Annotated in this window: 24 protein-coding genes and 2 pseudogenes; 21 read left to right on the top strand and 5 right to left on the bottom strand. The window is 58.2% G+C overall.

All coding sequences use genetic code 11. The features are described from left to right. Nucleotides 1-169 (bottom strand): annotated as a pseudogene (locus BUB54_RS17660) (transposase); the annotation flags it as partial. A 138-nt stretch (nt 170-307) separates the two neighbouring features. Then, nucleotides 308-558 (bottom strand): annotated as a pseudogene (locus BUB54_RS21650) (IS110 family transposase); the annotation flags it as partial. Nucleotides 559-1,164: 606 nt separating this feature from the next. Here BUB54_RS21650 and BUB54_RS17650 point away from each other — a divergent pair. The 3 genes from BUB54_RS17650 to BUB54_RS17640 all read left to right on the top strand — a co-directional run bounded on the left by BUB54_RS17650 (nt 1,165) and on the right by BUB54_RS17640 (nt 4,530). After that, nucleotides 1,165-2,340 carry an MFS transporter gene (locus BUB54_RS17650; RefSeq protein ID WP_158320069.1) on the top strand — a complete coding sequence of 392 codons (1,176 nt, stop codon included), beginning with the start codon at nt 1,165-1,167 and terminating at the stop codon, nt 2,338-2,340. Nucleotides 2,341-2,431: 91 nt separating this feature from the next. Next, the gene (locus BUB54_RS17645) at nt 2,432-3,730 is read left to right on the top strand and encodes a carbohydrate porin (protein WP_073211975.1); all 1,299 of its coding nucleotides are present in this window, start codon (nt 2,432-2,434) and stop codon (nt 3,728-3,730) included. Beyond that, entirely contained in the window at nt 3,727-4,530 is an 804-nt protein-coding gene (locus BUB54_RS17640) for an SDR family NAD(P)-dependent oxidoreductase (RefSeq protein ID WP_048877692.1), read from the top strand. The genes BUB54_RS17645 and BUB54_RS17640 overlap by 4 nt, the downstream gene beginning before the upstream one ends. On the opposite strand, the gene BUB54_RS17635 is transcribed toward BUB54_RS17640, so the two are convergent. Further along, nucleotides 4,531-5,499 carry a LysR family transcriptional regulator gene (locus BUB54_RS17635; RefSeq protein ID WP_217652539.1) on the bottom strand — a complete coding sequence of 323 codons (969 nt, stop codon included), beginning with the start codon at nt 5,497-5,499 and terminating at the stop codon, nt 4,531-4,533. A gap of 80 nt (nt 5,500-5,579) precedes the next feature. Between BUB54_RS17635 and BUB54_RS17630 the strand changes: the two genes are divergently transcribed. The 17 genes from BUB54_RS17630 to BUB54_RS21265 all read left to right on the top strand — a co-directional run bounded on the left by BUB54_RS17630 (nt 5,580) and on the right by BUB54_RS21265 (nt 21,229). Continuing rightward, entirely contained in the window at nt 5,580-6,029 is a 450-nt protein-coding gene (locus BUB54_RS17630) for a VOC family protein (RefSeq protein WP_073211977.1), read from the top strand. Then, a complete protein-coding gene (gene hisD / locus BUB54_RS17625) occupies nt 6,026-7,327 on the top strand; it encodes a histidinol dehydrogenase (RefSeq protein ID WP_048877695.1) in 1,302 nt (433 codons plus the stop codon). The genes BUB54_RS17630 and hisD overlap by 4 nt, the downstream gene beginning before the upstream one ends. Next, nucleotides 7,324-8,073 carry an SDR family NAD(P)-dependent oxidoreductase gene (locus BUB54_RS17620; protein WP_048877696.1) on the top strand — a complete coding sequence of 250 codons (750 nt, stop codon included), beginning with the start codon at nt 7,324-7,326 and terminating at the stop codon, nt 8,071-8,073. Before hisD ends, BUB54_RS17620 begins: the two co-directional genes overlap by 4 nt. A gap of 10 nt (nt 8,074-8,083) precedes the next feature. After that, a complete protein-coding gene (locus BUB54_RS17615; protein ID WP_048877706.1) occupies nt 8,084-9,064 on the top strand; it encodes a fumarylacetoacetate hydrolase family protein in 981 nt (326 codons plus the stop codon). A gap of 12 nt (nt 9,065-9,076) precedes the next feature. After that, nucleotides 9,077-10,912, top strand: coding sequence for a phytoene desaturase family protein (locus BUB54_RS17610; protein WP_073211974.1), 1,836 nt, complete (start codon nt 9,077-9,079; stop codon nt 10,910-10,912). Then, complete coding sequence (locus BUB54_RS17605; RefSeq protein ID WP_048877698.1) at nt 10,909-11,865, top strand: NAD-dependent epimerase/dehydratase family protein; 957 nt, start codon at nt 10,909-10,911, stop codon at nt 11,863-11,865. The genes BUB54_RS17610 and BUB54_RS17605 overlap by 4 nt, the downstream gene beginning before the upstream one ends. A gap of 44 nt (nt 11,866-11,909) precedes the next feature. Further along, nucleotides 11,910-12,791 (top strand): VOC family protein, encoded by an 882-nt coding sequence (locus BUB54_RS17600; protein ID WP_241869310.1) that lies wholly within the window; start codon nt 11,910-11,912, stop codon nt 12,789-12,791. Beyond that, nucleotides 12,773-13,108, top strand: a complete 336-nt coding sequence (locus BUB54_RS17595) for a Rieske (2Fe-2S) protein (protein ID WP_048877700.1) — start codon at nt 12,773-12,775, stop codon at nt 13,106-13,108. Before BUB54_RS17600 ends, BUB54_RS17595 begins: the two co-directional genes overlap by 19 nt. Before the next feature lie 12 nt (nt 13,109-13,120). Then, nucleotides 13,121-14,278: an alpha/beta hydrolase family protein gene (locus BUB54_RS17590; protein ID WP_048877701.1), complete on the top strand. Its 1,158-nt coding sequence runs from the start codon at nt 13,121-13,123 to the stop codon at nt 14,276-14,278. A 13-nt stretch (nt 14,279-14,291) separates the two neighbouring features. Then, the gene (locus BUB54_RS17585) at nt 14,292-15,428 is read left to right on the top strand and encodes an FAD-dependent oxidoreductase (protein ID WP_048877702.1); all 1,137 of its coding nucleotides are present in this window, start codon (nt 14,292-14,294) and stop codon (nt 15,426-15,428) included. A gap of 8 nt (nt 15,429-15,436) precedes the next feature. After that, entirely contained in the window at nt 15,437-16,135 is a 699-nt protein-coding gene (locus tag BUB54_RS17580; protein WP_048877703.1) for an SDR family NAD(P)-dependent oxidoreductase, read from the top strand. A gap of 10 nt (nt 16,136-16,145) precedes the next feature. After that, nucleotides 16,146-17,156, top strand: coding sequence for an SMP-30/gluconolactonase/LRE family protein (locus BUB54_RS17575; RefSeq protein ID WP_048877704.1), 1,011 nt, complete (start codon nt 16,146-16,148; stop codon nt 17,154-17,156). Between the two features lie 207 nt (nt 17,157-17,363). After that, a complete protein-coding gene (locus BUB54_RS17570) occupies nt 17,364-17,777 on the top strand; it encodes an MbcA/ParS/Xre antitoxin family protein (protein WP_073211973.1) in 414 nt (137 codons plus the stop codon). Next, on the top strand, nt 17,774-18,493 hold the full coding sequence (locus tag BUB54_RS17565) for an RES family NAD+ phosphorylase (protein ID WP_073211972.1): 720 nt from the start codon (nt 17,774-17,776) through the stop codon (nt 18,491-18,493). The genes BUB54_RS17570 and BUB54_RS17565 overlap by 4 nt, the downstream gene beginning before the upstream one ends. Before the next feature lie 300 nt (nt 18,494-18,793). Next, entirely contained in the window at nt 18,794-19,063 is a 270-nt protein-coding gene (locus BUB54_RS21275; RefSeq protein ID WP_199444766.1) for a hypothetical protein, read from the top strand. Further along, nucleotides 19,060-19,896, top strand: a complete 837-nt coding sequence (locus BUB54_RS21270) for a DNA methyltransferase (RefSeq protein WP_199444765.1) — start codon at nt 19,060-19,062, stop codon at nt 19,894-19,896. The genes BUB54_RS21275 and BUB54_RS21270 overlap by 4 nt, the downstream gene beginning before the upstream one ends. Continuing rightward, nucleotides 19,868-21,229 (top strand): hypothetical protein, encoded by a 1,362-nt coding sequence (locus BUB54_RS21265; RefSeq protein WP_217652538.1) that lies wholly within the window; start codon nt 19,868-19,870, stop codon nt 21,227-21,229. Before BUB54_RS21270 ends, BUB54_RS21265 begins: the two co-directional genes overlap by 29 nt. 96 nt (nt 21,230-21,325) lie before the next feature. Here BUB54_RS21265 and BUB54_RS21260 read toward each other — a convergent pair whose 3' ends face one another. Beyond that, nucleotides 21,326-21,595, bottom strand: coding sequence for a hypothetical protein (locus BUB54_RS21260; RefSeq protein WP_217652537.1), 270 nt, complete (start codon nt 21,593-21,595; stop codon nt 21,326-21,328). Nucleotides 21,596-21,930: 335 nt separating this feature from the next. Between BUB54_RS21260 and BUB54_RS17545 the strand changes: the two genes are divergently transcribed. Next, entirely contained in the window at nt 21,931-22,575 is a 645-nt protein-coding gene (locus BUB54_RS17545) for a GAF domain-containing protein (RefSeq protein WP_048880642.1), read from the top strand. A gap of 128 nt (nt 22,576-22,703) precedes the next feature. Here the strand turns inward: BUB54_RS17545 and BUB54_RS20990 are convergent. Then, nucleotides 22,704-23,180: transposase (locus tag BUB54_RS20990; protein ID WP_175556543.1), on the bottom strand; the 477-nt coding region annotated here is incomplete at its 5' end.

Raw genomic sequence — 23,180 nt, 5'->3', positions numbered from 1 at the left:
CACCCAGATACAGCAGGCGTCGGATGTAACGGTTGCCCATCTTCGAGATCCGGCCCACCTTCTGCTTGCCTCCGGTGGAGTGCGGCTTGGGTGTCAGCCCAAGCCAAGCGGCATAATCTCTCGCGCAATCGAAATTGTCGACATCCGGCGTCGTTAGCGCGATGCAAGTGTGCTCGCCTGGCTGGACACGCTCTAAGATAATGCGGAGGAAACATGGACAAAAACGGCGGAAATCCGCCAATCAGGCCACGCTCCTCCGCATTATGGGCACCTCGTGATTAGTGAAGTTATGGGCACCTGCCCATAACTTCACATAAGGACGGACATATTCCGGCGACATCAGGCGAACCTCGTGTCCACGCTCAGCAAAAATCCGCCCTAAGTTTGGGCACCGCAACAGGCTTCCATAGCGACGACGCAAAATGGCTGTCTGTTTACAAATTCCACCAGGGTCTGCCGACGCATCGTGCGACGTAAAATTACGCTTCCTCGTTCATCGACACCTATAACACTGCAGCTATTCTTACCTATATCGATGCCCAAAATAGAAATCGTCATGGTCCGCTCCTCCTGCTCGTCCAAGATACAAACATCATACTCGATGTGGTGGACGGGCAGGCCATTCCATAATCAACAGCCAACGGTCATAGTGCTGTGTCACGAGGCCGATAGTGTGAAGGCCCCTCGCTACTGTGCCACGTCAAGGCTACGTTGGTCCCTGATCTCAAAACTGAACCCATTCCTGAGGCGTTCCAAAGTTCAGCCCTGATCTCTAATCTCTTGGGTTCCGTGTGATTATATCTTGTGCAGCTACAAGAGACCAAGGAATGCTAGCGTATACGGCAGCGTTTGTAAGCACAGTGAGACAGAATATATAGTTTGATTGCATCAAACGCTAAAGCCATTACAATCTGATTGATGGAATGTGAATTTTCCAGCCTATAGTGGCAGAAGTATAATTAAGAGCCTTTTGGAGGGGAAAAATGTCCGAGACCGCAGAGATCTAGGCTGCTTCTTGCAACGTTTTCTGCCTCATTGCGTTCAGCGAAAGCGTACTTCTGGGATTTTGATAACAAGTGATGGCGCGAAGCGCCCAATGGGGGAACTATGTCCAATATATCAGAGCAGGCTGCTTATAGGCAGCCAGGAAATCTTCAAGGAATCTTGCTCGTCTCATTAGGGCTGCTTTCGACCATGGCAGTGGTGCTGCTGGCGCCAGCTGTGCCCGCGATGATGGAGGCTTTTGCCGGGGTACACGGTGCTCAGCAGCTTGTGGTGTTTTCCTTGACGTGTCCAGCTTTGTGCGTTGCCTTGCTATCACCATTCGCGGGTATGATTATCGATAGGATCGGCCGGCGTAAGTTGCTGATTGGTAGCCTGATCGCTTATCCTGTATTTGGCACTGCTCCGCTTTATCTTTCGAACCTCACGGATATTATCATCAGCCGTCTTGGGGTTGGTGTCGCCGAGACTGTTTTGATGTCCGCGTCTATCACCATGCTGGGCGATTTCTTCACTGATCTTGAGCGCGAGAAATTCCTGGCAATGAATACAGGCATTGCCTCGCTTTCCGCTACAGCTTTTTTTGCGATTGGCGGGGCGCTAGCTAGTCATAACTGGCGTATGCCCTATGCGGTTTATGCCCTGGCGGTGGTATTTTTGTTGGCTGTTTTGGCCTTCACTTGGGAGCCGGAGCGACATCATTCTCGCCGGGAGTTGGATGAGGCGGTCATGGCTGCCGGGCCGTTCCCGTTCTTTCGTCTGCTGGCAATCTGCGTGGTGACGATTGCTGGGGGAATTGTCTTTATGCTGCCACAGATTGAAATCGGCGTGATTTCCGCGGCGCACGGTTTTAAGTCGCCAGCGACGGCGGGTATGATCGGTGCTATTGGGTCCGTGGCGATGCCTGTGGGGGCGTTCACGTTCAACCAACTGCGTAAACGCAACGTAAAAGTGCAGTCGCTTGTTGTGCTGGCTTTTGTTCTAGGCGGCGCCGGGTTGATTACTATGGCGGCGATGTCAACTTTGCCATTGCTCACGCTGGGCATGATTATTCATGAGTTTGGCTGCGGTTTCATGCTAACCGGGTTGATGACCTGGGTACTTGGTCTGCTGACCTATGAGTATCGTGGTAAGGGAACAGGTGCGTATTTTTCGTCCTTTTTCATCGCTCAACCGATTTCGGGTTTCCTTTTTGGGGTTGTTCAGCGGGCCTTGGGAGGGAGTCCTTTGACCGCTTTCTATGCGTTCGGTGGTTCTGCAATCCTTTTGGCGGTGTTGCTGGCGATTATTCAGGGCATGGTATCAGCGGATCGCAGCAAGGCGGTCAACACGATCTAACAATCAATTAAAAATAAAATGGCGGCCGTGCCCGCGTTGGGCAGGAATCAGTGTGCCTACACGGCGGTACCATGACAAGGAAATGAACAAGATGAAAAGACTGATTCTCGCGACGACCTATTTCGTTGGCATTGCGGGTTTGGCCTCGGCACAAACCTCCAGTGGCCCTTTGAGTGGCATTAGTAAAACACTCAATAACGTTGGATTTTATCCGAATGCTACTTTTGTTCAGCTTGGTATCGCGTCGCCCGATCAAGGACAAGAAACCGGCGCCAGTGAGTTTGTCTCCATTTTGGATATGGGTGCGGATCTCGATCTTGGTAAGATGATTGGCTTAAAAGGAACATCCGTACATTTTCAAGAGATGGTGATTCCGAAGATTACCAATCTGAATTATGGTAATCAGGTCGGTGATGTGATTGGTGGCAATCCGGGGCCATATATACCCTGGGCGGCGCATCTTCAGCGCTTCACGTTGGAGCAAAAATTCCTAAACGACAAAGCTTTTATTGAAGGCGGTCGCAGCAATGCGGGTGATTATTTCGCGCTGGCGACATGCGACCAGCAATTTGCCTGCATTTCCTCTACCACTATGATTCAGAAAAATGCCGGGTTTGCACCACCACCTTATGCGAACTGGAGCGCGCGAGCCGGATATAATTTTACCCCTGCATTGCGCGTACAAGGAGGGTTTTGGAAATATGACCCGGCCTTCCCGTTTTCAAATGGCTGGGAATCTTATCACTACGGAGTACCATCGGGGAATGTCTATCTTGCTGACATAAGCTATCGCACGGATCCTCATAAAGCCCTTTATCCGAGCGCTTATGAAGCAATGTTTTATCGCAATACACTAAGCCAGTCGGACCCCTTGACGGGACAGGTGACCAATGGAAATTCTGGCATATTCTTGAGCGCAAAGCAGACTTTTTGGCGTAAGAACCAGAATCCCCTGTCAACATCGCTTTCTGCATTTGTGGCGGATGTCACAGAGTTCAACGGCAAAACGGGCGATGGTTTGCGGGATAATCTCGATGCAGGCTTGACGGTACAGGGGATGTTTCCCAGCCGACCATTCGATAGCTACGGGTTGAAATTCACCTGGGTCAGGCTGACATCCGACGAGCAGGCTTACCTGCAGAAAGCTCAACTTTCATCAACAGGTAGCCCTTATACGGTTGGGCCTAATGAATATGGTTTTGGCACGGATGCTACGTTTGTGCTGACGCCGAGCCTCATTTTTCAGCCTTACGCAACTTATATCCTGAATTCGAACGCCTGGGCATCTCCCACCTCCACGCATCGGCCGCATGACGGATTCAATGTGGGCTTCACGTTTGTGGCGTTGATTGGTCAAATGGCTGGCTTGGGGCATTATAACTATCCATGAGCCAAGTAAGACAGCATAAACCCCTTGAGCGTGGAACCAGGTTGGCGGGCAAGCGTGTGATCGTAACAGGGCTCGGCGGAGGAATCGGCCGGGCATGCGCGCTACTTTTCGTGATGCAGGGGGCAGAGGTGGTGGGGTGTGACATTTCTACCGAAGCGGCCGAAGCGCTTCTGGATGAGGCCAGAAGCCGGAATCTCACTTTGCATTGTATGTATCCACTTGATCTTGTTGCGCCGGGCGGAGCGGAGGCCCTAGTGGCTTTTGCCCGCGCGCAGATGGGGGGGGTGGATGTTGTTGTAAACGCGGCAGCTTTCGCGGCCTTCGCATGGTTGCAGGAGATGGACTATGAAGCGCAATGGAAATTCACCCTCCGCGGTGAATTGGATATTGTGTTTCTTTTATGCAAGGCGGCGTGGCCGGCGTTGGTTGCTGCGGGCGGAGGGGCGGTGATCAACTTTGCTTCCGCCAATGCCATGATGGCCCTGCCGGGATCGCCAGCCTTGGCTCATTGCGCGGGTAAGGCGGGAGTACTTGGTATGACAAGACAACTCGCCATGGAAGGTGCGCCGCATAACATACGGGTTAATGCGATCTCACCGGCGTTGATCGAAACGCCCGCCACGCGCGCTCATATGACGCAGGATCCTGGCTTTAAAGATCAGGCCATGGCCAAGGCGATGGTGAGGCGAATTGGACAGCCGGAGGATATCGCCTGGGCCGCAGTTTATTTGGCAAGCGAAGAGGCTAGCTGGGTCACCGCTGCCAATCTGCCGGTCGATGGCGGTTCCACGGCTTGGTAATCAGACAGGCTGAATGGTCTTAAGTTGCTCACGCAACCAGCGATGCCCCGCATCGCTGTTATTGAAGTGATTCCATTGCATCACGAGGCATAAGCCCGGTGTTTCGAATTCAGGCGTGAGCAGTCGCAAGGGCAACAGGCGCGCGTAAATTTGCGCCAGCCGGCGATGCATGGTGGCGATGTATTCCGTACCCAGGATCATCATAGGTTGAGCATTGAAGGTTGAGCTTGTAGCGACGATTTGGCGCTTGATACCATGAGCGGATAGAAACCATTCCTCAAAGGAGGGGATACGCTGCTCTCCCATGCGGACCGAGATGTGCTTGGCCGCGACATAGTCGTTAAAGCTGATCCGGGGGCCGGTGTGACGGCTTTTTTCCCAGGCCACGCAAACATAGTCTTCCTCAAATAAGGTTTCAGCCGGATAGTTCGGGCTGGCATTGCGCTCAGGATAGATGGCGATATCCACCTCGCCGCGTTCAAGTTTGGCAAGGTTGTTATTTCCAAGCTCGATGATATCCAGCGAAATGCCTGGTGCCACGCGCGATAGGCGTTGCAGCAGCGGGGCCAGGAACACGGTTGCCGAATAATCCGAGGCATTAAACACGAAATGACGCTGCGCGGTTGCAGGCTCAAAGGCGGCCTTGCTGGTCAACGTGGATTGTGAACGCAGGAGAATATCGCGCACAGGTTCGCGCAGGGATTCTGCAAGCGGAGTGAGTTCCATGCGGCGTCCGATCTGGACAAGAAGATCGTCCTTAAAGTGCTCACGCAGCCGGCCGAGGGCGCTGGATGTGGCGGAAGCGCCGATGCATAGGCGTTCGCTGGCCTTGGTAACGCTCTTCAAGTCTAGAAGAGCATCCAGGACAACGAACAAATTCATATCAAAATGACCAAGCCGCATACCGTATTTTGCCTCAGCTGTTGATTTCGTCAATTCTTTGGTTTGAAATATTCTGATTTTCAGCAAGATCTGCCTAAGGCTTAATATCCCCAGTCACGAATGACAAAATGACATGGGGTGTGAAAAATGGCCAGGATATTAGCGACATGAGCGTTGCTGGGGCATGGCGCGCGCATCATTTCGGCGTTTCGGTGCCGGATTTGGATGCCGCGCTTGACTGGTATGGCCGAATGCTCGGCTTCACGCTTGAAAGAAGGCACTACATGGCCGCCATTCCGGCCGAAATCGCCTTCATGCAGTGTGGGGATTTCAGGATCGAGCTCTTTGAGGTGCCAGGTGCGGCGCCGCTACCAGCCGACCGGCGGGAGCCGAATTTAGATTTGAAGACGCATGGCAATAAGCATCTTTGCCTGGAGGTTGAAGATGTTCCCGCGACCGTCGTGAGGCTGAAGGCGGCGGGGGCGGATATTGCCTTTGAAGTGACGGTGAATGGCCAGCCTGTTGCGTTTGTGCGCGATTGTGCAGGCAATCTCATAGAATTCTTGCAACCTTTTGCGCCTGCGTCGGCGTATCCTGAAAATGGGAGTGAGACGTGATTCAGCAATTGAAGACGGGTGTCCGCAAAGCCCAGCGCGCGGCTGACAATGCGCAGATACGCGCCACGGTGGAAGCGATCATCGCCGATATCGAAGCGCGCGGCGACGAGGCTGTGCGCGAATACGCGGCGAAGTTCGATAAATTCGAACCCAAGAGCTTCCGCCTAACGCAGGACGAGATCGACGCCTGTATAGCGAGCCTTTCCAGGCAGGCTTTGGAGGACATCAAGTTCGCGCAGGCGCAGATTCGCCGCTTCGCGCAGATTCAGAAAGCTACGCTGCGCGACGTCGAGATCGAGACGCTGCCAGGCGTCGTGCTGGGGCACCGCAACATCCCGGTGAACTCGGTGGGGTGTTACATTCCCGGTGGCAAATACCCGCTTATTGCCTCGGCGCACATGAGCGTTCTGACCGCCAAGGTGGCGGGGGTGAAGCGTATCGTCGCCTGCGCGCCGCCGCAGAACGGCAAGCCGAGTGCCGAGATTGTCGCGGCGATGCATCTGGCTGGCGCGGATGAGATTTATTGCCTTGGCGGTGTACAGGCCGTGGCGGCCATGGCGATCGGCACCGACAGCATCGCGGCGGTGGATATGATCGTCGGTCCTGGAAACGCGTTTGTCGCAGAGGCGAAGCGTCAACTTTTCGGGCGCGTGGGCATCGATCTGCTGGCCGGCCCCACCGAGACGATGGTGATCTGCGACGACACGGTGGATGCCGAGCTTGTGGCTGTGGATCTGATGGGGCAAGCCGAGCATGGCCCTACCTCACCCGCCTATTGCATAACCACCAGCAAGAAAATCGCGGCTGAGCTGCCCGCAGCGACCGAGACCGTTCTTGCCCGGCTGGAAAGTGCGCCGACCGCCCGCACGGCCTGGGAGGATTATGGTGAGATCATTCTGTGCGACACGGACGAGGAGGCGCTGGCCGAGGCTGAGCGGCTGTGTTCCGAGCATGTGCAGGTGATGACGAAGGACCCGGACTGGTATCTGGCGCGGATGACCCGCTATGGCGCGCTGTTCCTTGGCCAGCGCACCAACGTCGCCTATGGCGACAAGGTGATCGGCACAAACCATACGCTGCCGACGCAAGGTGCCGGGCGCTATACGGGTGGTCTGTGGGTGGGCAAGTTCATCAAGACCCACACCTACCAGCGCGTGCTGACAAACGAGGCATCGGCCGCTATCGGCGAGGTGTGTGACAGATTGTGCAGGCTGGAACATCTCCCCGGCCATGCCGAGCAGGCGGCCATCCGCGTGCGCCGTTTTGGTGGTTCCAACGCGGCGGGGCAGGCGGCGTGACAAGTCTCGCCGGCTCCCTCGCAATCATTACTGGCGGCGCCGGCGGGCTGGGGGAGGCGATTTGCCGTACCCTGGCCGACGCGGGGGCGGGCGTGGTGGTGGGTTATAATCGCTCCGCCGCCGCCGCTGAGGCATTGGCGGCGGCCCTGCCGCCCGCCGCGTTGCCGCATGCGGCGCTACGCGCCCCGGTGACGGACAGTGCAGGGCTGGCGGCGCTGGCGGAGGAGGTCGTCGCCCGCTATGGGCGCTGCGATATCCTGGTGAATTGCGCGGGAACGACGCGCTTCGTGCCGCACGCGGATCTCGACGGGTTGGACGACGCGCTGATGGACCAGATTCTGGCGACCAATGTGCGTGGCCCGTTCGCCGCTGTTCGCGCCTTGCGGCACTTGCTTGCCGCCAACGGCAAGGGCGTGGTGGTGAATATCTCATCCATTGCCGCGGTTACAGCAATGGGCAGCAATGTGGCATACTGCGCCTCCAAGGCGGCTTTGGACAATATGACGAAGTCGCTGGCACGCGCGCTTGCGCCTGCCATCCGCGTCGTCTCCGTCTCGCCGGGGCTGGTGGATACGGAATTCGTGAAATCCATGGACCAGTCCTGGCGCGACGAACAGGCCGCCCGCACGCCGCTGAAGCGGCTGGCTGCCCCCGAAGAGATCGGTCAGGCGGTGCTTGCCGCCGTACAACTCAATTTCACCACGGGCGCGATCATCCCCGTGGATGGCGGCCGCCCCCTGGCCTGAAGGAACAGACATGAAATTTGCCAGTCTGAAGACATCCAGCCGCGACGGGGCATTGCTGCTCGTGTCACGGGATTTGTCCCACGCGGTTTCGGCCGCTGGCATCGTGCCCACGCTGCAAAGCCTGCTGGAAAATTGGGACGAATTCAGCCCAAGGCTTGAAGATTTATACCAGGCGTTGAGCGCTGGAAAGGCGCCCGGCGCATTCGCGTTCGATCCCGCCGCCGTCACCGCGCCGCTGCCGCGGGCCCACCAGTTCGTTGATGCCTCGGCCTTCCTCAATCATGGCGACATCATGGAGCGTGCCTTTAACCTGACGGTGAAGAAGACGCCTGGCATCGCGGTGCTGGTGCAGCGCCAAGGTGATGAGTTTCGTGGCCCGCGCGATGACTACCCCTTTCCGACGGAAGAGGATCAATGCGATTTCGAGGGCGAATTCGCGGTCATCACCGGCGATATTGGCATGGGTAGCACGCCGGAGGAGGCGGAAAGCCAGATACGGCTTGTGACCATCCTCAACGACGTGTCGATGCGTAAGCATCTGTTCCGCGAGTTGTCGATGGGGTTTGGCTTCATCAATGCCAAGCCCGCTTCGGTGTTCGGTCCCGTCGCGGTGACACCGGATGAACTGGGTGATGCCTGGGCGAATGGCCGGGTCGAGCTGGACATGCGCGTATCACGTAACGGCGAATGGTTCGGCCACCCGAATGGGCGGGAGATGGATTGGAGTTTCGGCGAGCTGTTGGCGCACCTGGCTTATAACCGTAATCTGAAGGCGGGGACAATTTTGGGGTCGGGCACGGTTTCCAATCGCGGCTACGAGCAGGTGGGCTCCGCCTGTCTGGCTGAACGCCGCGCTGTTGAGACCATTGCACATGGAAAGGCGTTGACGGATTTCGTCCATTTCGGCGAGACGCTACGCTTTGAGGTAAAGAACGCCGACGGTGCCAGCATCTTTGGCGCCATCGAGCATCGTTTCGTCAAAGCGGACTGACAGGGGAAGCGCGTGAGCAATAACTACGACATCGTCGCCATGGGGGCGGGGCATAATGGACTGACCGCCGCCGCCTATCTCGCAAAAGCCGGCAAGAAGGTGCTGGTGCTGGAGCGCAAATCCTATCCTGGTGGCGGCGTCTCGACGCGGCAGCTGAGTACGCCCGGCTATTGGCATGACGAGCATAGCTCCGTGCATATCATGATCCAGGGCAATCCGATGCTGCGGCAGGACGAACTGGGGCTGATTGGCAAGTTCGGTCTGAATTACCACTACTCCCCCGTGCCGCACGCGACGATCTTCCCGGACCAGTCGGTGCTGTTCACTTACAAGGATCTGGACAAGACCTGCGCGAACTTCGCCACCGTCTCGAAGAAGGATGCCGAAACATATCGCGCTTTCTCAAAGATGAGCATGAAGATCCTTCAACTCTTCATGCCTGGCCTGTATGCGCCACCACCGCCTCTGGCTGATCTGGTCGCGATGCTCGATAAGAGCGAGGAAGGCCAGCTCATGCTGGATTATATGCAGCGTGATTGCCTGGATCTCGTCAACCAGCTTTATGAATCCGATAAGATCAAGATTCATCTGTTACGGCTCGTTTCAGAAAATCTGCAATGCCCGGATGAGTTGGGCACTGGCATGGGCGTGCTGCTGATGCCGGGCATCATCCACACTTACGGCGTGTCCCAGCCTGTCGGCGGCAGCGGCAAGCTGACGGAAGCGCTGGTGCGCTGCATCGAGGCGCATGGCGGCGAGGTGCGCTGCGATGCTGAGGTGACGCAGGTGCTTACCAGCGCCGGGCGCGCCACGGGTGTACGCTTGACGAGCGGAGAGGAATTCACCGCGCGCGACGCTGTCATCGGCGCCATTCATCCGCATGTGCTAGGCAAATTCGTTGCAGGCGTGCCCGTGCCCGTGCGTGAACGCGCGGCGCGCGCGACACTGGCACCGTTCAGCATCATGGTCAGCCATTACGATCTGCGTGAAAAGGTGAAATACTACGCAGGAGAAGAGGTCGGCTACGCCACCATGCTGGAATTCATGGCGACCGACAATCTCAACGAGATGATCGCCGATTTCCATGCGCTCCGGCGCGGCGAGATCTCACCGCGGCGGCTGTGTGCGGGCGGGGATGAGAGTATCGGCGATCCGTCGCGCTCGCCGCCCGGTTGCGGCATGTTCCATGGTATCACCTTTGCCCCCTACAAGCTGGCCGATGGCCGGAACTGGGACGAGGTGAAGGAAGAGATCGGCGATCTGTCCCTGGCGCATTACCGCAGATTTGTTTCCAACCTGACGTCGGATAACATCATCGCGCGCAAGATCGTCAGCCCGGTGGATCTTGAGCGGTCTTCGCCTAATTCCATGATGCGCGGCGACCTGCACGGCGTGGCGCCGTATTTTTATCAGAGTGCCGGTAGCCGCCCGACGCGCGATCTTGGACAGTTCCGCGTGCCGGGGGTGGAGCGGCTCTATCTCGCCGGCCCTTTCCAGCATCCGGGCGGCGGCGTGTATGGTGCCGGACGCGCCACGGCAATTGCGATGTTCGATGATTTGGGAATGGATTTCTCGCAAATCGGCGAAAAGCCCGAGGCGCCGAAGACCCAGGTGGCGGTGCCGCGCGAGGGCATGGTGCTGCGTGGCCCGGCGGATGAAGAATTGATGCGCGTCGAGGCGATCCGCCGCGATGGCGAGGAGTTGGTGATCAAGGGCACCAGCCTGGGGACGTTGCCCATGGAGGCGCGGCTGGATGGGTCCTCCGCTCGTGCGGGGTTGAAACTTCTGGGCGCTAGGAATCTCGCCTTCCTGGCAAGTTTGCCCTTCCGTAAGGGGAGCCAGCCATGACGCACGCCGTCGTCACGGGGGCGGAGGGATTTGTCGGCGGGTGTCTCGTCCGGCGTCTTCTTGCCAAGGGGCTTGGCGGTCAGCGCATCGAACGTCTCACGCTTCTGGATACGCATTTTGCAACGGCGCCTGACGATACGCGGATCAGGCAACTGGCCGGCAGCATCGCTGATCAGGCGCTTCGGCGTCAGGCTTTCGCGGAGCCGGTTGATGCCGTGTTTCATCTGGCCTCGATTCCCGGCGGGGAAGCGGAACGGAATTATAATCTCGGCCGCGCAGTAAATCTGGAGGCCACGCTCGGCCTGCTGGAGGATTTGCGCGAACAGGCTCAGCCGCCGCGCTTTGTTTTCGCCAGTACCGTCGCCGTTTACGGTGAGACGCTGCCGCCTGTGGTGACGGAGGAAACATTGCCCGCACCGGCGCTGAGCTATGGCGCGCAGAAACTCGTGGGAGAAATCCTGGTCGCGGATGCCGCGCGCAAGGGGTGGGTGCAAGGCTGCAGCCTTCGCCTTCCCGGTGTCGTCGCCAGGCCGGGCGATGGCGCGGGGTTGATTTCAGCGTTCATGAGCCAGATTTTCTGGAAGCTGCGTGACGGCATGCCCATCACTGTACCTGTATCGGCCGATGGCACGGCCTGGTGGATTTCCGTTGGCGCCTGCGTGGACAATCTGCTGCATGCCGCAACATTCGACCCGGCAAGCTTGTCCTCGAGGCGCGTGGTGCAGATGCCGGTGCTGCGCCTGAGCATGGCTGATGTGGTGGCGGCGCTGGCGGCACGTTTCGGCGCGGATCGGACGGGCTTGGTGACGTACGAGCCGGACGTATTCGTGCAGGCGAACTTCGCCAGCTACCCACCGATCGAAACGCCGCGCGCACTGGCGCTTGGTTTTAAACATGATGGCACCGCGGCCGGTCTGGTGGCGCGCGCGATGTTGGAGGAAGGACAGGAATAATGCAAATTCTAGGGCTGGAATCTCTGGTTTTTGGAGCCGAGGATATGGCGGCCGCGCGGACCTACTTGCTCGATTACGGGCTGGATGAGCACGACGCGGGGCCGGCCGGCGGCACTTACGAGGCGGCGGACGGGACGTCTGTGGTATTGCGCCATGCGAGCGACGCTTCCCTGCCGCCGTCCAATGCGCCGTCGCCAAATCTGCGCGAGACGATCTATGGCGTCCCGAGTCAGGCGGTGCTGGAAGAGATCGCCGCCGAGCTGAGCAAGGACCGTGAAGTGCGCACTGATACAGAAGGCACGATTCACGCCGTCGATGATGGTGGCTTTGCCCTTGGTTTCCGCGTCACGCGCCGCCGCAAGTTCGAACTGCCTTTGCTACGCTTCAATGTTCCCGGTCAGTCTCCGGGCCGCGGGGTGAATGAGTGCGCGGCCTCCAAGACGGAGATCATTCGTCCGCGCACGCTTTCGCATGTCGTGTATTTCGTGCCTGATGTCAAAAAGGCCGAAGCCTTCTATAAGGACCGGCTGGGCTTCCGCGTGACTGACCGCTTCATCGGGCTGGGGCCATTCATGCGGCCGGCAGGCACGCTGGACCACCACAACCTGTTCATGATCCAGAGCTTCAACAGCCACATGGTCGGGATGAATCATTTCACCTTCCATCTGGGCTCCGGACATGAAGTGCTGCATGCGGGCTGGCGCTTCGCCCAGCGCGGCTACAAGAGCTTCTGGGGGCCGGGGCGCCACATCATGGGCAGCAATTATTTCTGGTACTTCAATTCTCCCTTCGGGGGAACCATGGAGTTTGACGCGGATATGGATTTGCATGATGACGCCTGGACGCCGCGCGAGATGCTGCCTGGTGCCGATAATTCCCAAATTTTCCTTTTTGAGGCCAAGGACAAATGGGCCCCAGGCGAATAAAGCTTGGCGTCCTGGCGGATGTACCGGAAGGCGGGGCCGTTGGTCTCGCGCCGTCTGGCAACGACGACAAGGTGATCGCGTTGAAGCGCGGCGACAAATTGTTTTTGTATAAAAATGATTGCCCGCATAATCACAGGCCCTTGGAGTTGAAGCGCCATCATTTCCTGTCACCGGGCGGGGCGCACATCACCTGTTTTGCCCATTCCGCGCATTTTTCGCCCGAGACCGGCCTTTGTTTCGCCGGTCCATGCGCCGGACAGTCGCTGACCGCCGTGCCCTTTTCCGTCATCGACGGAGAGATCTGGGCCGAGATCTGAAGAGGATCGAATATGTTTGAGTATTTTCCAACAAACTATGTCTGGAGCCTGTCGGTGATGATCGCGCTGACGCATGGCGGAAATGTCGGCGAGGTGGATGAGATGTGTGCCTCCCTGCGCGATGCGGCCGCGGGTGGGGATGATCCGGGCACCGAGGCGTTCTTTACCGCCTGGACGGCGGGCGGCGACAGGTTGATCGAGCTTGCCGAGGAAAACCTAGCCAAGGGCCGGAAAATCTCCGCCGGTGAGCAGTTCGGCCGTGCGGCTTTGTATTACGCCATCGCCGAGCGCATGCAGGCGCACGGATTTGAGAAGCGGCTGGAGATGTACCGGCAGTCTCTGGCGTTGTTCGCCAAGGAACGCGAGTTGGCGGGGATAAATTGTGAGCGGATCGAGATTCCCTATGGGGGCGCGTATCTGGCGGGGCTGTTTGTGCGCGCGGAGAATGCGCCGCCTCGTGCGCCAATCGTGGTGGTGATGAACGGGCTCGACAGCACCAAGGAGATTTTACAGAGGAGCATCATGGGCACGATGTTCGCAAAGCGCGGGCTTTCGGCTCTGTTCATCGACCAACCGGGCACGGGCGAGGCGCTGCGATTGCAGAATTTTCCTGCGGTGCCGAATACCGAAATTTGGGCGTCTAAAATCGTCGATTACCTGCAATCGCGCGAGGATATAGACCCGGCGCGTATCGGCGCGCTCGGCGTATCACTCGGTGGCTATTACTGCCCGCGCGCGGTGGCCTTCGAGCCGCGTTTTGCCTGCGGTGCCGTGTGGGGCGCAAACCATGACTGGCGCGCCGTGCAACAGGCGCGGCTGAGGCGGGAAGGCGAAAACCCGGTACCGCATTACTGGAAGCATGTGGAATGGGTCTTCGGGGCGAAGGACAAAGGTGATTTCTTCACCAAAGCTGAGACGATGCATCTCGATGGCGTGTTGGATAGAATCAAGGTGCCTTTCCTGGTCACGCATGGTGAGAACGACCGTCAGATTCCGCTGAAATACGCGCACCAGACCTATGAGCAATTGGTGAATTCTCCCCAGCGAGATCTGGTGATTTTCACCATGCGGGAGGGCGGGGTTGAGCATTCCTCGCTCGATAATCCGAACAATGCCGGTGCAATCATCGCCGATTGGCTGGCCGAGATACTGGGCGGCCATACCGCCTGAAGGGGAGAAGACAATGGGCCTGATCAAGAATTGCCTTATCGTCGGCGGCGGTATTGGCGGCATGTGTGCGGCCATCGAGCTTGCCAAGCGTGGCGTTGAGGTCGAGCTTGTAGAAATCAACCCGGATTGGAACGCGGCAGGGGCGGGTATTACGCTTGGCGGCGCCACCTTGCGGGCCCTGCGGCAGGTTGGTGTTGTCGATGAGGTTCTGGCGCATGGCGGCTATTGGTCGGAGATCGATATCTGCGCCGCCGATGGCACGGTGCTGCGGACCAATCCGCTGGAGCACGCGGTTGGCGCGGAAGATTTGCCCGCAGCCAGCGGCATTTTGCGTCCCGCTCTGGCCGATATATTGCGCCGTGCCACGGAGCGCGCCGGCGCGAAGGCGCGCGTGGGTGTGACCTTCAATACTCTGGCGCAGGACGAGGCGGGCGTAAATGTATGCCTCACCGACGGCAGCTCGGGCCGCTATGATCTCGTGATCGGTGCGGACGGCGTGAATTCCAAGGTACGCGAAGTTGTGTTTCCCGACGCACCAGCACCTCGCTTCACGGGGCAGGGTTCCTGGCGCGCCATTGTGCCGCGTACGCGCCGCAATTCCACGATCCTGATGGGTGAAACGGCAAAGGCCGGGCTGAACCCCGTGAGCGATACGCAAGGCTACCTGTTCCTGCTGGATAAGCGCGCGGGCATGGAGTTTTTGGAATTGCAGACATGGCCGCATCTTTTGGCCGGACTCCTGGAGGAGTTTGGCGGGGCAGTAAAGGAATTTCGTGAAAAGCTTCAGGATGGAGGCGATCTTTCTTCCTGCTCCATCGTCTACCGCCCGCTGGCGGGGTTGATGGTGCCTGGGCCGTGGCATAAGGGCCGCGTGGTGCTGCTGGGCGATACTGTGCATGCCACTACGCCGCACCTCGCCATGGGGGCAGGTATTGCGGTGGAAGGTGCCGTGGTGCTGGCGGAAGAGCTGTTCCGCTGCCATTCGCTGGAGGGCGCGCTGATCTCCTACGCCGGCCGCCGATATGATCGCGCAAGGCTGGTCGTAAGCAGTTCCCTGCGGTTGGGAGAGATTGAACAGCATGGTGGCTCGCGTGACGAGCATTACGAGGTCATGGCCCATGCCATGCACGAACTGACTTTGCCGATCTGAGGTTTATCATGGCACAACGCACTGTTCTTCTCACCGGCGCGGCAGGCGGCCTTGGGCAGGTCTTCACCAAGGCGCTCATTCAGGCGGGCTACGCCCTTGTCGTCACCGACCGTACGGCATTTCCGGCACCGTCTGCCGCCAGGCGGATTATTGTGGACCTGACAGACCCCGATGCCGTGAAACATCTGGCGGCGGAAGCGGGCACGGTTGATATCCTCATTAACAATGCCGCCTTCATGCCGCTCGTGCCATTTGCTCAGCTTACCTCCGAAGTCTGGCGACACATTCAGGCCGTGAATGTGGAAGCGCCGTTCCTGCTGGCTCAGGCGCTGTGTCCCGGTATGGCAGCGCGCGGCTATGGGCGTGTGATTAATTTTGCGTCTTCCACGGTCTGGGGGCCGCCACCGGGAATGACAGCTTACGCCACGAGTAAGATGGCTGTGATCGGTTTAACGCGCGCCTTGGCATCTGAATTTGGTGGAAGTGGGATCACGGTGAATGCGGTGTCGCCAGGACTTACAATGCATGATGGCACGCTCGCCAATTTGCCGCCCGGTGCTTTTGAAGGGGTGAAGGCACGGCAATTCATCCCGCGCACGGAAGAGCCGGAAGATCTGGTGGGACCGCTTTTGTTTCTGGCCTCGGAGGCGTCCGGTTTCGTCACTGGGCAGGTCATCAACGCTGATGGCGGCGGCTTCGGGTTCTAGGGGTAAAGACATGACCACGAAGGATAATCCGCTACGCGGTTGGCAGGTCGACAGGGCACAACTCCGCTTTCATGGGCGTGATTTGCAGCGCCCGGAATGCATTCTGGCAGAGCCTGACGGTACGATCTGGGCCGCTGATGCGCGGGGCGTGATGCGCATTGCGCCGGATGGGGGGCAGACATTGATTCGCCAGAAAGGCGTCGGCGAGCGGCAATTAACTGCCGACAACGCAGTGATGGGAGGTAGCCTGCCCAATGGTATCGCCTTTAATAAAAGTGGTGATATCTTCATTGCCAATTTCGGGACCGATGCGATCGAGTTGATGACCCGTGACGGTGAAACACGAACGCTGTATGACAGTCTCGACGGGCAGCCGCTTGGCAAGACGAATTTCGTGCTGACAGATAGGCGCGGGCGTATCTGGTTCACTGTTACCACCCGGCAGGTGCCGTGGACACGCTCGATCAATGAGAAGACGGCGGATGGTTATGTCGGGTTGATCGATGAGAGCGGGCTGCGCATTGTTGCGGACGGGTTCGTCGGTACCAACGAGATCCGTTTCGACGACAATGAGGAATGGCTCTATGTGGTAGAGACCAATGCTCGTCGTATCTCTCGCCTGCGTGTGCGTGAGAATGGCAGCACATATGGCCGCGAGATCTATGGACCCAGCGATCTTGGCGGTTTTCCGGATGGTTTTGCCTTCGATGCCTATGGGAACCTCTGGATCACACTGATTCTGACTGAACGCCTAATTGCATTAACGCCAGACGGTGAGGTGATGACGCTACTGGATGACGGCAATCCGGTGGCTTTAGCGGAATACGAGCGTCATTACGCTAAGGGTACAACTACCCCGGCGCTGATGGGGGCCTGTAAGGGCACCTTGGCGCCGATGATGGCGAGCCTGACTTTCGGTGGACCTGATCTGCGCACGGTTTATCTGGGTAGCCTACTGGGTACCACCTTGCCTTGTTTTACTGCTCCTGTGGCCGGGCAGAAGCTGGCACATTGGCCATGACTACGCTTAACAGGACGCTGTAAAACAGGTGATTTTCGAGCGTTGGCTGGTTCCTTCTTTTCTATGGGGTATGAGGTATAGGCAGTTGATCTGTCTCTGTAGCGATATGTGCTTAGGTTCATGCGGCGGTAAGCGCCGCATGAGAAGAGAGGTTGTTGCCATATGGCGTTATATGGCATATATATAGCCATATGACAGGAGTGGCTCATGTCTGTGCTTAGCCAAATCACCGTTGCGCCGAAGCCCTTTTCCCCTGACCCGATCACCGATGAAGAGGCAGGCGCCATGTTCCGTGCGGCCCTGAACCTCTTCCGCCTATGGGGGGTGACAGACGACCAGGCCGCGATCATCCTTGACTTGCCCCGCCGGACTTTCGCCCGCTGGAAGGCAGGCGAGGTTGGTCGGATTGGCCGTGACGGCAAGGCTAGACTCTCCAACCTCATGGGGATCCACAAAGCCTTGCGGATCATTTTCAAGGAGCCGGCGCGCGGCTATGGCTGGATCAAAGCCCCGAATGCGGCTTTTAGCGGCCGCTCGGCTTTGGATGTCATGCTCCATGGTGAGTTAACCGATCTCATGCGTGTGCGGCATTATCTGGACGCGGAGCGTGGCGGCTGGTGATCGATCCGTCGATCGTACCCATCTCGCCGGTTCATTGGGTTGGTGCCAGGCGGATCATCCGTAGCCTGTATCCGCCTGTCGATTTGTTTGAGGATATCGCCGATCCAGAAGATTGGCCCTTGTTGATTGCCGCGGAGCAGAAGACCAATCCGCGCCTCATGGAAACGATCGGCGCACTTGATCTGGTACCGGTGACGCGGCGCGTTTCCGGGCCGGGGGCGAGTTACCTCATGGCCCCTTTCACGCATGTCAGCCCTGAGCGGCCGAGCCGGTTCAGCGCAGGCATCTATGGCGTGCTGTACGCCGCGCGGACATATGAGACGGCCTTGCTTGAAACCATTCACCACCACGCTTGCTTCATGGCACAGACCGGCCAACCGCTTGGCTGGACATCGCAATTCCGGGAACTTGTGCTGGATATTCGGGCTTCACTCCATGACCTGCGGGGCGGGATTGACGCATTCGCATCCGCACTGGACCTGGATGATTACACCACGGCGCAACAACTGGCCGCGGCGTTGCGGCGCAGTGGATCTGAGGGGCTGGTCTACCCCAGTAGGCGGGACCCTGACGGTATTTGCGTGGGGCTGTTTTACCCGGATCTAGCCTCGCCGCCTGTGCAAGGGCGCCATCTTGATTATCACTGGGATGGTGGTCGCGTTGATTTGGTCCGCGATGCGGGGACAGGGGAAGTTTTTCGGGTGAGGGAGTTCTGAAGGGGGCGCGAGCAAACGAGGGCCAGATATGTCTGCATTTTGCGAAGTTACATCTTTCAGCCTGCTCTGGGTTTTTGAGAAGCCAATGGGTAGTTTGGGTACGCCTCGCATTAGGCGGTGCGGGCGTTGTGTTTTGGTTGGCCAATTACCACGGCGACTTCCTGAACGCCGACCACAACTACGCCCACAAGAACAAGAGCGTGAAGGGCTTTGGCACCTACAGCGACATCATGATCCGCGACCGGAAGATGTACGTCGCGCCGCCCCCCCTTCGCACTGACCGAGGGCACCGCGGGCCTGATGACCCTGATCCTGCCAGAAGACTTCGGTGCCGATGATCGCTACCAGGTGGTCGGCAACCTTACCCGCGTCGAGGCTGAGACGCTGGTGGTTGGCTACAACTTCGACTTGCGTACGAACGAGCTTAGTGCAGAGCGCGTGCCCAACCCCAAAGCAGGCACCCAGCACCAATTCGTCGCCCATCGGCTCAAAGAGCAGGCTAGCAAGCCTGTCTCAATGACCGGCATCCCGGTGCAGCACGACGAGAACAATCTGGCGGACGAAGAATGAGCGCAGTTACCGACAAGATCGGGCTCGCTCCTGCGACCGCCGCGACCGCACTGGAGTGCGATTTCCCTCTAGTCGAGATCAGCCAGATCGCCGAGCAGGAGAGCTGGCGTAAGGAGATCAATCGGCCCATATACCACATCCACAAGTGGTGGGCGACCCGACTGGGATCGGTGTTCCGTGGCATCACGCTTGGGGCTTTGAGCCAGCCTGGCACGGACACCTGGGCGCACTTCTATAAGACGCACGATCTGGCCGGTAAGGTGGTGCTCGACCCCTTCATGGGCAGCGGTACGACGCTTGGCGAGGCCGTCAAGCTGGGGGCCAAGGCCATCGGCTGCGACATCAACCCGGTCAGCACGTTCCTTGTGCGCCAGGCGTTCACGCCCGCGCCCGAGGCTCAGCTTCGTGCCGCCTTCAAGCGGCTGGAGCGCGACGTGGCACCGGAGATTCGGCGTTACTACCAGACCCGTGATCCCCAGACCAGCGAATTGATCCCGGTGCTGTACTGCTTCTGGGTCAAGACGGTCACGACGCCGGAAGGCGAAGTGATCCCGCTGCTGTCCCGCTACGTGTTCGCCCAAGATGCCTACCCGAAGAAGAAGCCGCGAGCACAGATCGTATGCCCTGGTTGCTGGGGCGTGCTGGAAGACCGCTACGACGCGACCGACACGCACTGCCAGTACTGGCCACCACTTCAACCCGCAGGAAGGTCCGGCCGCTGGTCAATACGTCACGACCAAGGGCGGTCAGCGCTATCGAATCAAGGAGTTGCTGCCCAAGGATGGCACCCCGCCTGCACATCGCATGTACGCGATGATGGCATTGCGCGCTGATGGCACGAAGGTCTATCTGCCCGTGCGGGCTGAGGACTTGGCGCTCTACGAGGAAGCCCAGGGCCGCCTTGCGAGTGAGACGTTGCCGCTACCGGAAATCTCTGTCCGTCCGGGCCACAACACTGACCAAGCGCGGGGCTACAACTACACCCACTGGCGCGACTTCTTCAATGCGCGACAACTACTGTGTCTCGGGCTGCTGCTGCGCGAAATCCTAAGCATCGACGACCAGGCCGTGCAGGAACAGATGCTGTGCCTGTTCTCCAGCACCTTGGAGTTCAACAACCTGTTTTGCAGCTTCAAGGGCGAGGGCACCGGGGCCGTTCGGCACATGTTCTCGAACCACATCCTGAAGCCTGAACGCACGCCGTTGGAAAACTCAGTGTGGGGCACTGACAAGAGCAGCGGCACGTTCAGCACGCTGTTCGAATCGCGCCTACTGCGCGCCAAGCGTTACCTCGATGAGCTCTTCGAGATCGCCTTCGAGCACGACCAGGACGGCAGCCGTGCAGGGTCACGCAAAACGGTGGCCAGCCACCCGATCCGCGCTCGCCGCGTCGAGACGTGGGGCGAACTGGCGACGGTCGATCATGGCCTGCTGATCCTCAACGGTGACAGCTCCGAGCTGCCGGTGCCCGCAGGATCGGTGGACGCGGTTGTGACCGACCCTCCTTACTTCGATTTCGTTCACTACTCGGAGTTGAGCGATTTCTTCTTTGCCTGGCTGTCGCCAGTACTTCGCGGCCGCTATCCGTGGATGGCTCGCGAGGACTCGTCCGACCGGGGCGAGGTGCAGCACAAAGACCCGCGTGTGTTCGCCCGTCAGCTCGCTGCCGTGTTCACTGAAGCCTGCCGCGTGCTCAAGGACGACGGAGTACTGGCATTCAACTTTCATCACTCGCGGGCCGAGGGTTGGGCTGCCATCTACGAGGCGATCAGCGCGGCGGGCTTGGCCGTTGTTGCGGCTCACCCAGTTCACGCGGAGCTGCGAGCCGCGAGCCCCAAGACGGCGGCGAAAGATCCGATCAGTCTTGATGCGATCCTCGTGTGTCGTAAGAAGGCGTTTGCCCTGCACCAGTCGCCCGCTGTCCAGGACGTGCGCCAGGCAGTCGATGCGCTGTCGTCTCGGCTGCAAGCTGCTGGTTTGCGCATCTCGGCGGGTGATCGCTTTGTGATCGGTGCGGCCCAGACCTTGATCGCCCGAGCCGCTGACGAATTGGGTTTTGATGAGATCAAAGTCGATCTGGAAGCGATCCGTCTGGCGGTTGGGCCGAAGACTGGGAATGCTGACGACGAGCCCGTAACGGCCGGCGCCGCACTGGCCGCTGTGTGAGGCAGGAGCATGGGATGACAGCATTTCGTTCTTTCAGAAAAGCCGCCACGGAGGCAGTATGACAGACTGAGGGGCAGATCACGCGCCTCAAACTTATCAAGTGACAGATGTATGGGCGCGCAAAACTTGACCTGCTTCAGGCGCGCGTAGTCGGCGCATGAGCATCGCCAGCAGCAAATGTGAGTCAGAGCCCTTTTTGGGCGCCGATCGGGGGCCTTGCCTCAGGCGGCAGCGTTGGCGTTGGATCTCTGCCGCAAATAAGGGGGCGAAGCGGTTCCACCACAGCCGCACGGTTTCATGGTAGAGATCGATGCCGCGCTCAGCCAGCAGGTCCTCGACCTGGCGCAGGCTGAGCGGACACCGCACATAGCATGACGGCCATCCGGATAATCTCGGCTGACAAGTTGAAATAGCGGAACGGATTGGCCGATTTCGGTGGGGCGGACGGGCTCAAGCCGACAGGGTCGCTGCTTCGGGACGCTGGGGCCGGTTTGCTTTGACAGTGCCTCTTGCCCGCACAAAAGACATATTTATTTTGCATGTTTTGAGGCAAGTCAATTACTTGCGTGGATATACCGTTAATTTCACTTAATGTTGATTTTGAATTTGTCCGAAATTCGTGAGAGGGCAAAATTATTAACCTGTTGCCTGCTGAAGCGTGAGTTGGCTGAGTAAATCTAAATTTGAAGCTAGGACCTGCTATGACTACCATCCTCGCCGCCAACGAGCTCGAACTCGAAAATACTTCCCTCACTTCGTATTGCTGCCCCTCGGTTCAAAACGAGATGGAAATCTCGTTGGGGACTCTGGCACTAGAGATGGCTGACTGTTTGGGAGTAAGCTATGCTGCTGCATCATTTATTCCTGGTTCATCCAATTTTGTAGACAGCGTCTTTGTTGGAGACATTACATATGTGCCTTACGGCAGCGCGCTTTGCGCCTCCGTTTTAGACCAAGACGACGTACTTCAGTTGCAGGAACTCGATCAAAATAGCCGGTATTCAAAGAATCCATTTGTTTGTGGCTCTCCCTACATCCGATCCTTCATTGGAACCGCAATTCGTGGCAGAAAAAATGAAGTGATTGGAGCAATGTGTGGCTTCAGCTCTTCAAATCTCTATTTCCCCGAAGAAAGTGCCAACATCGTCAGATCCTACGCTCGCCGCGCGGCTGCAGTACTCGAAGTCATGAACACATTAGAGACGCTTAAAGCCATGAAAATGATGAAGGATTTTGCTCGTGGGGCTGATCATCTTGCCTTCTTAGGGTATGAAGAGACTGCTAAATATGTCGTGTCTCTCCTGTATGATAATCACTCGAAAGAGGACAACCAGTCTAAAATGTAAACGGCGGCGCAAAAGTCAGCCATAGTAGCGGCGGGATAGTTCTGTCGCTTGCGGCGTAAAGATTGGCCGCTCTGGCTGGGCGAAACGGCGGGAGATGCTACTGGTCTTCTTCACCCCCACCGGATGAGTTAACCGAGGCTTGGCCGGTGGGGGTGGGAATTCCCCTTGGAACAACGGGCCAGAACTGATAGCGCTGGATACGTAACAGGCTCGGAAAGCAAGGGAGTGAACCTGTTAGGCCGGTGGCGGCGCAGCCCCTTACCTGAATCGGCATTTCTGAGTGCCGGCAGCAACATTTCCTTGATCCATGCGGTCACGGTCAGGTGGGTGCAGCTTGTGTCGAACAGCATGGGGGCGATCCAGTCTTTGCCCCGCTGAGCCATGATGAGATTGGTTCGCTTGCCCCTATTGCCGGCTATTCTGCCGAAGACTTTTCGGCCTCTGAGCGCCCAGCCATGAGGACGATGAACGTTGGCGGTAAACCCACTCTCATCGAAATAGACAACATCCTTCCAGCTATGTTCCGCAACCCAGAGCCGCAGTTGGCGAAGAAATATAATTCTCTCTTCGCAACAAGATTCAGCGTACCTCGTCGTTTTTTTTAA

This window comes from Acidocella aminolytica 101 = DSM 11237, from assembly GCF_900129125.1.
GTDB classification, from domain to species: Bacteria; Pseudomonadota; Alphaproteobacteria; order Acetobacterales; family Acetobacteraceae; genus Acidocella; species Acidocella aminolytica.
The sequence above is the reverse complement of the archived record's forward strand: the minus strand, read 5'-3'. Positions and strand labels throughout refer to the sequence as shown.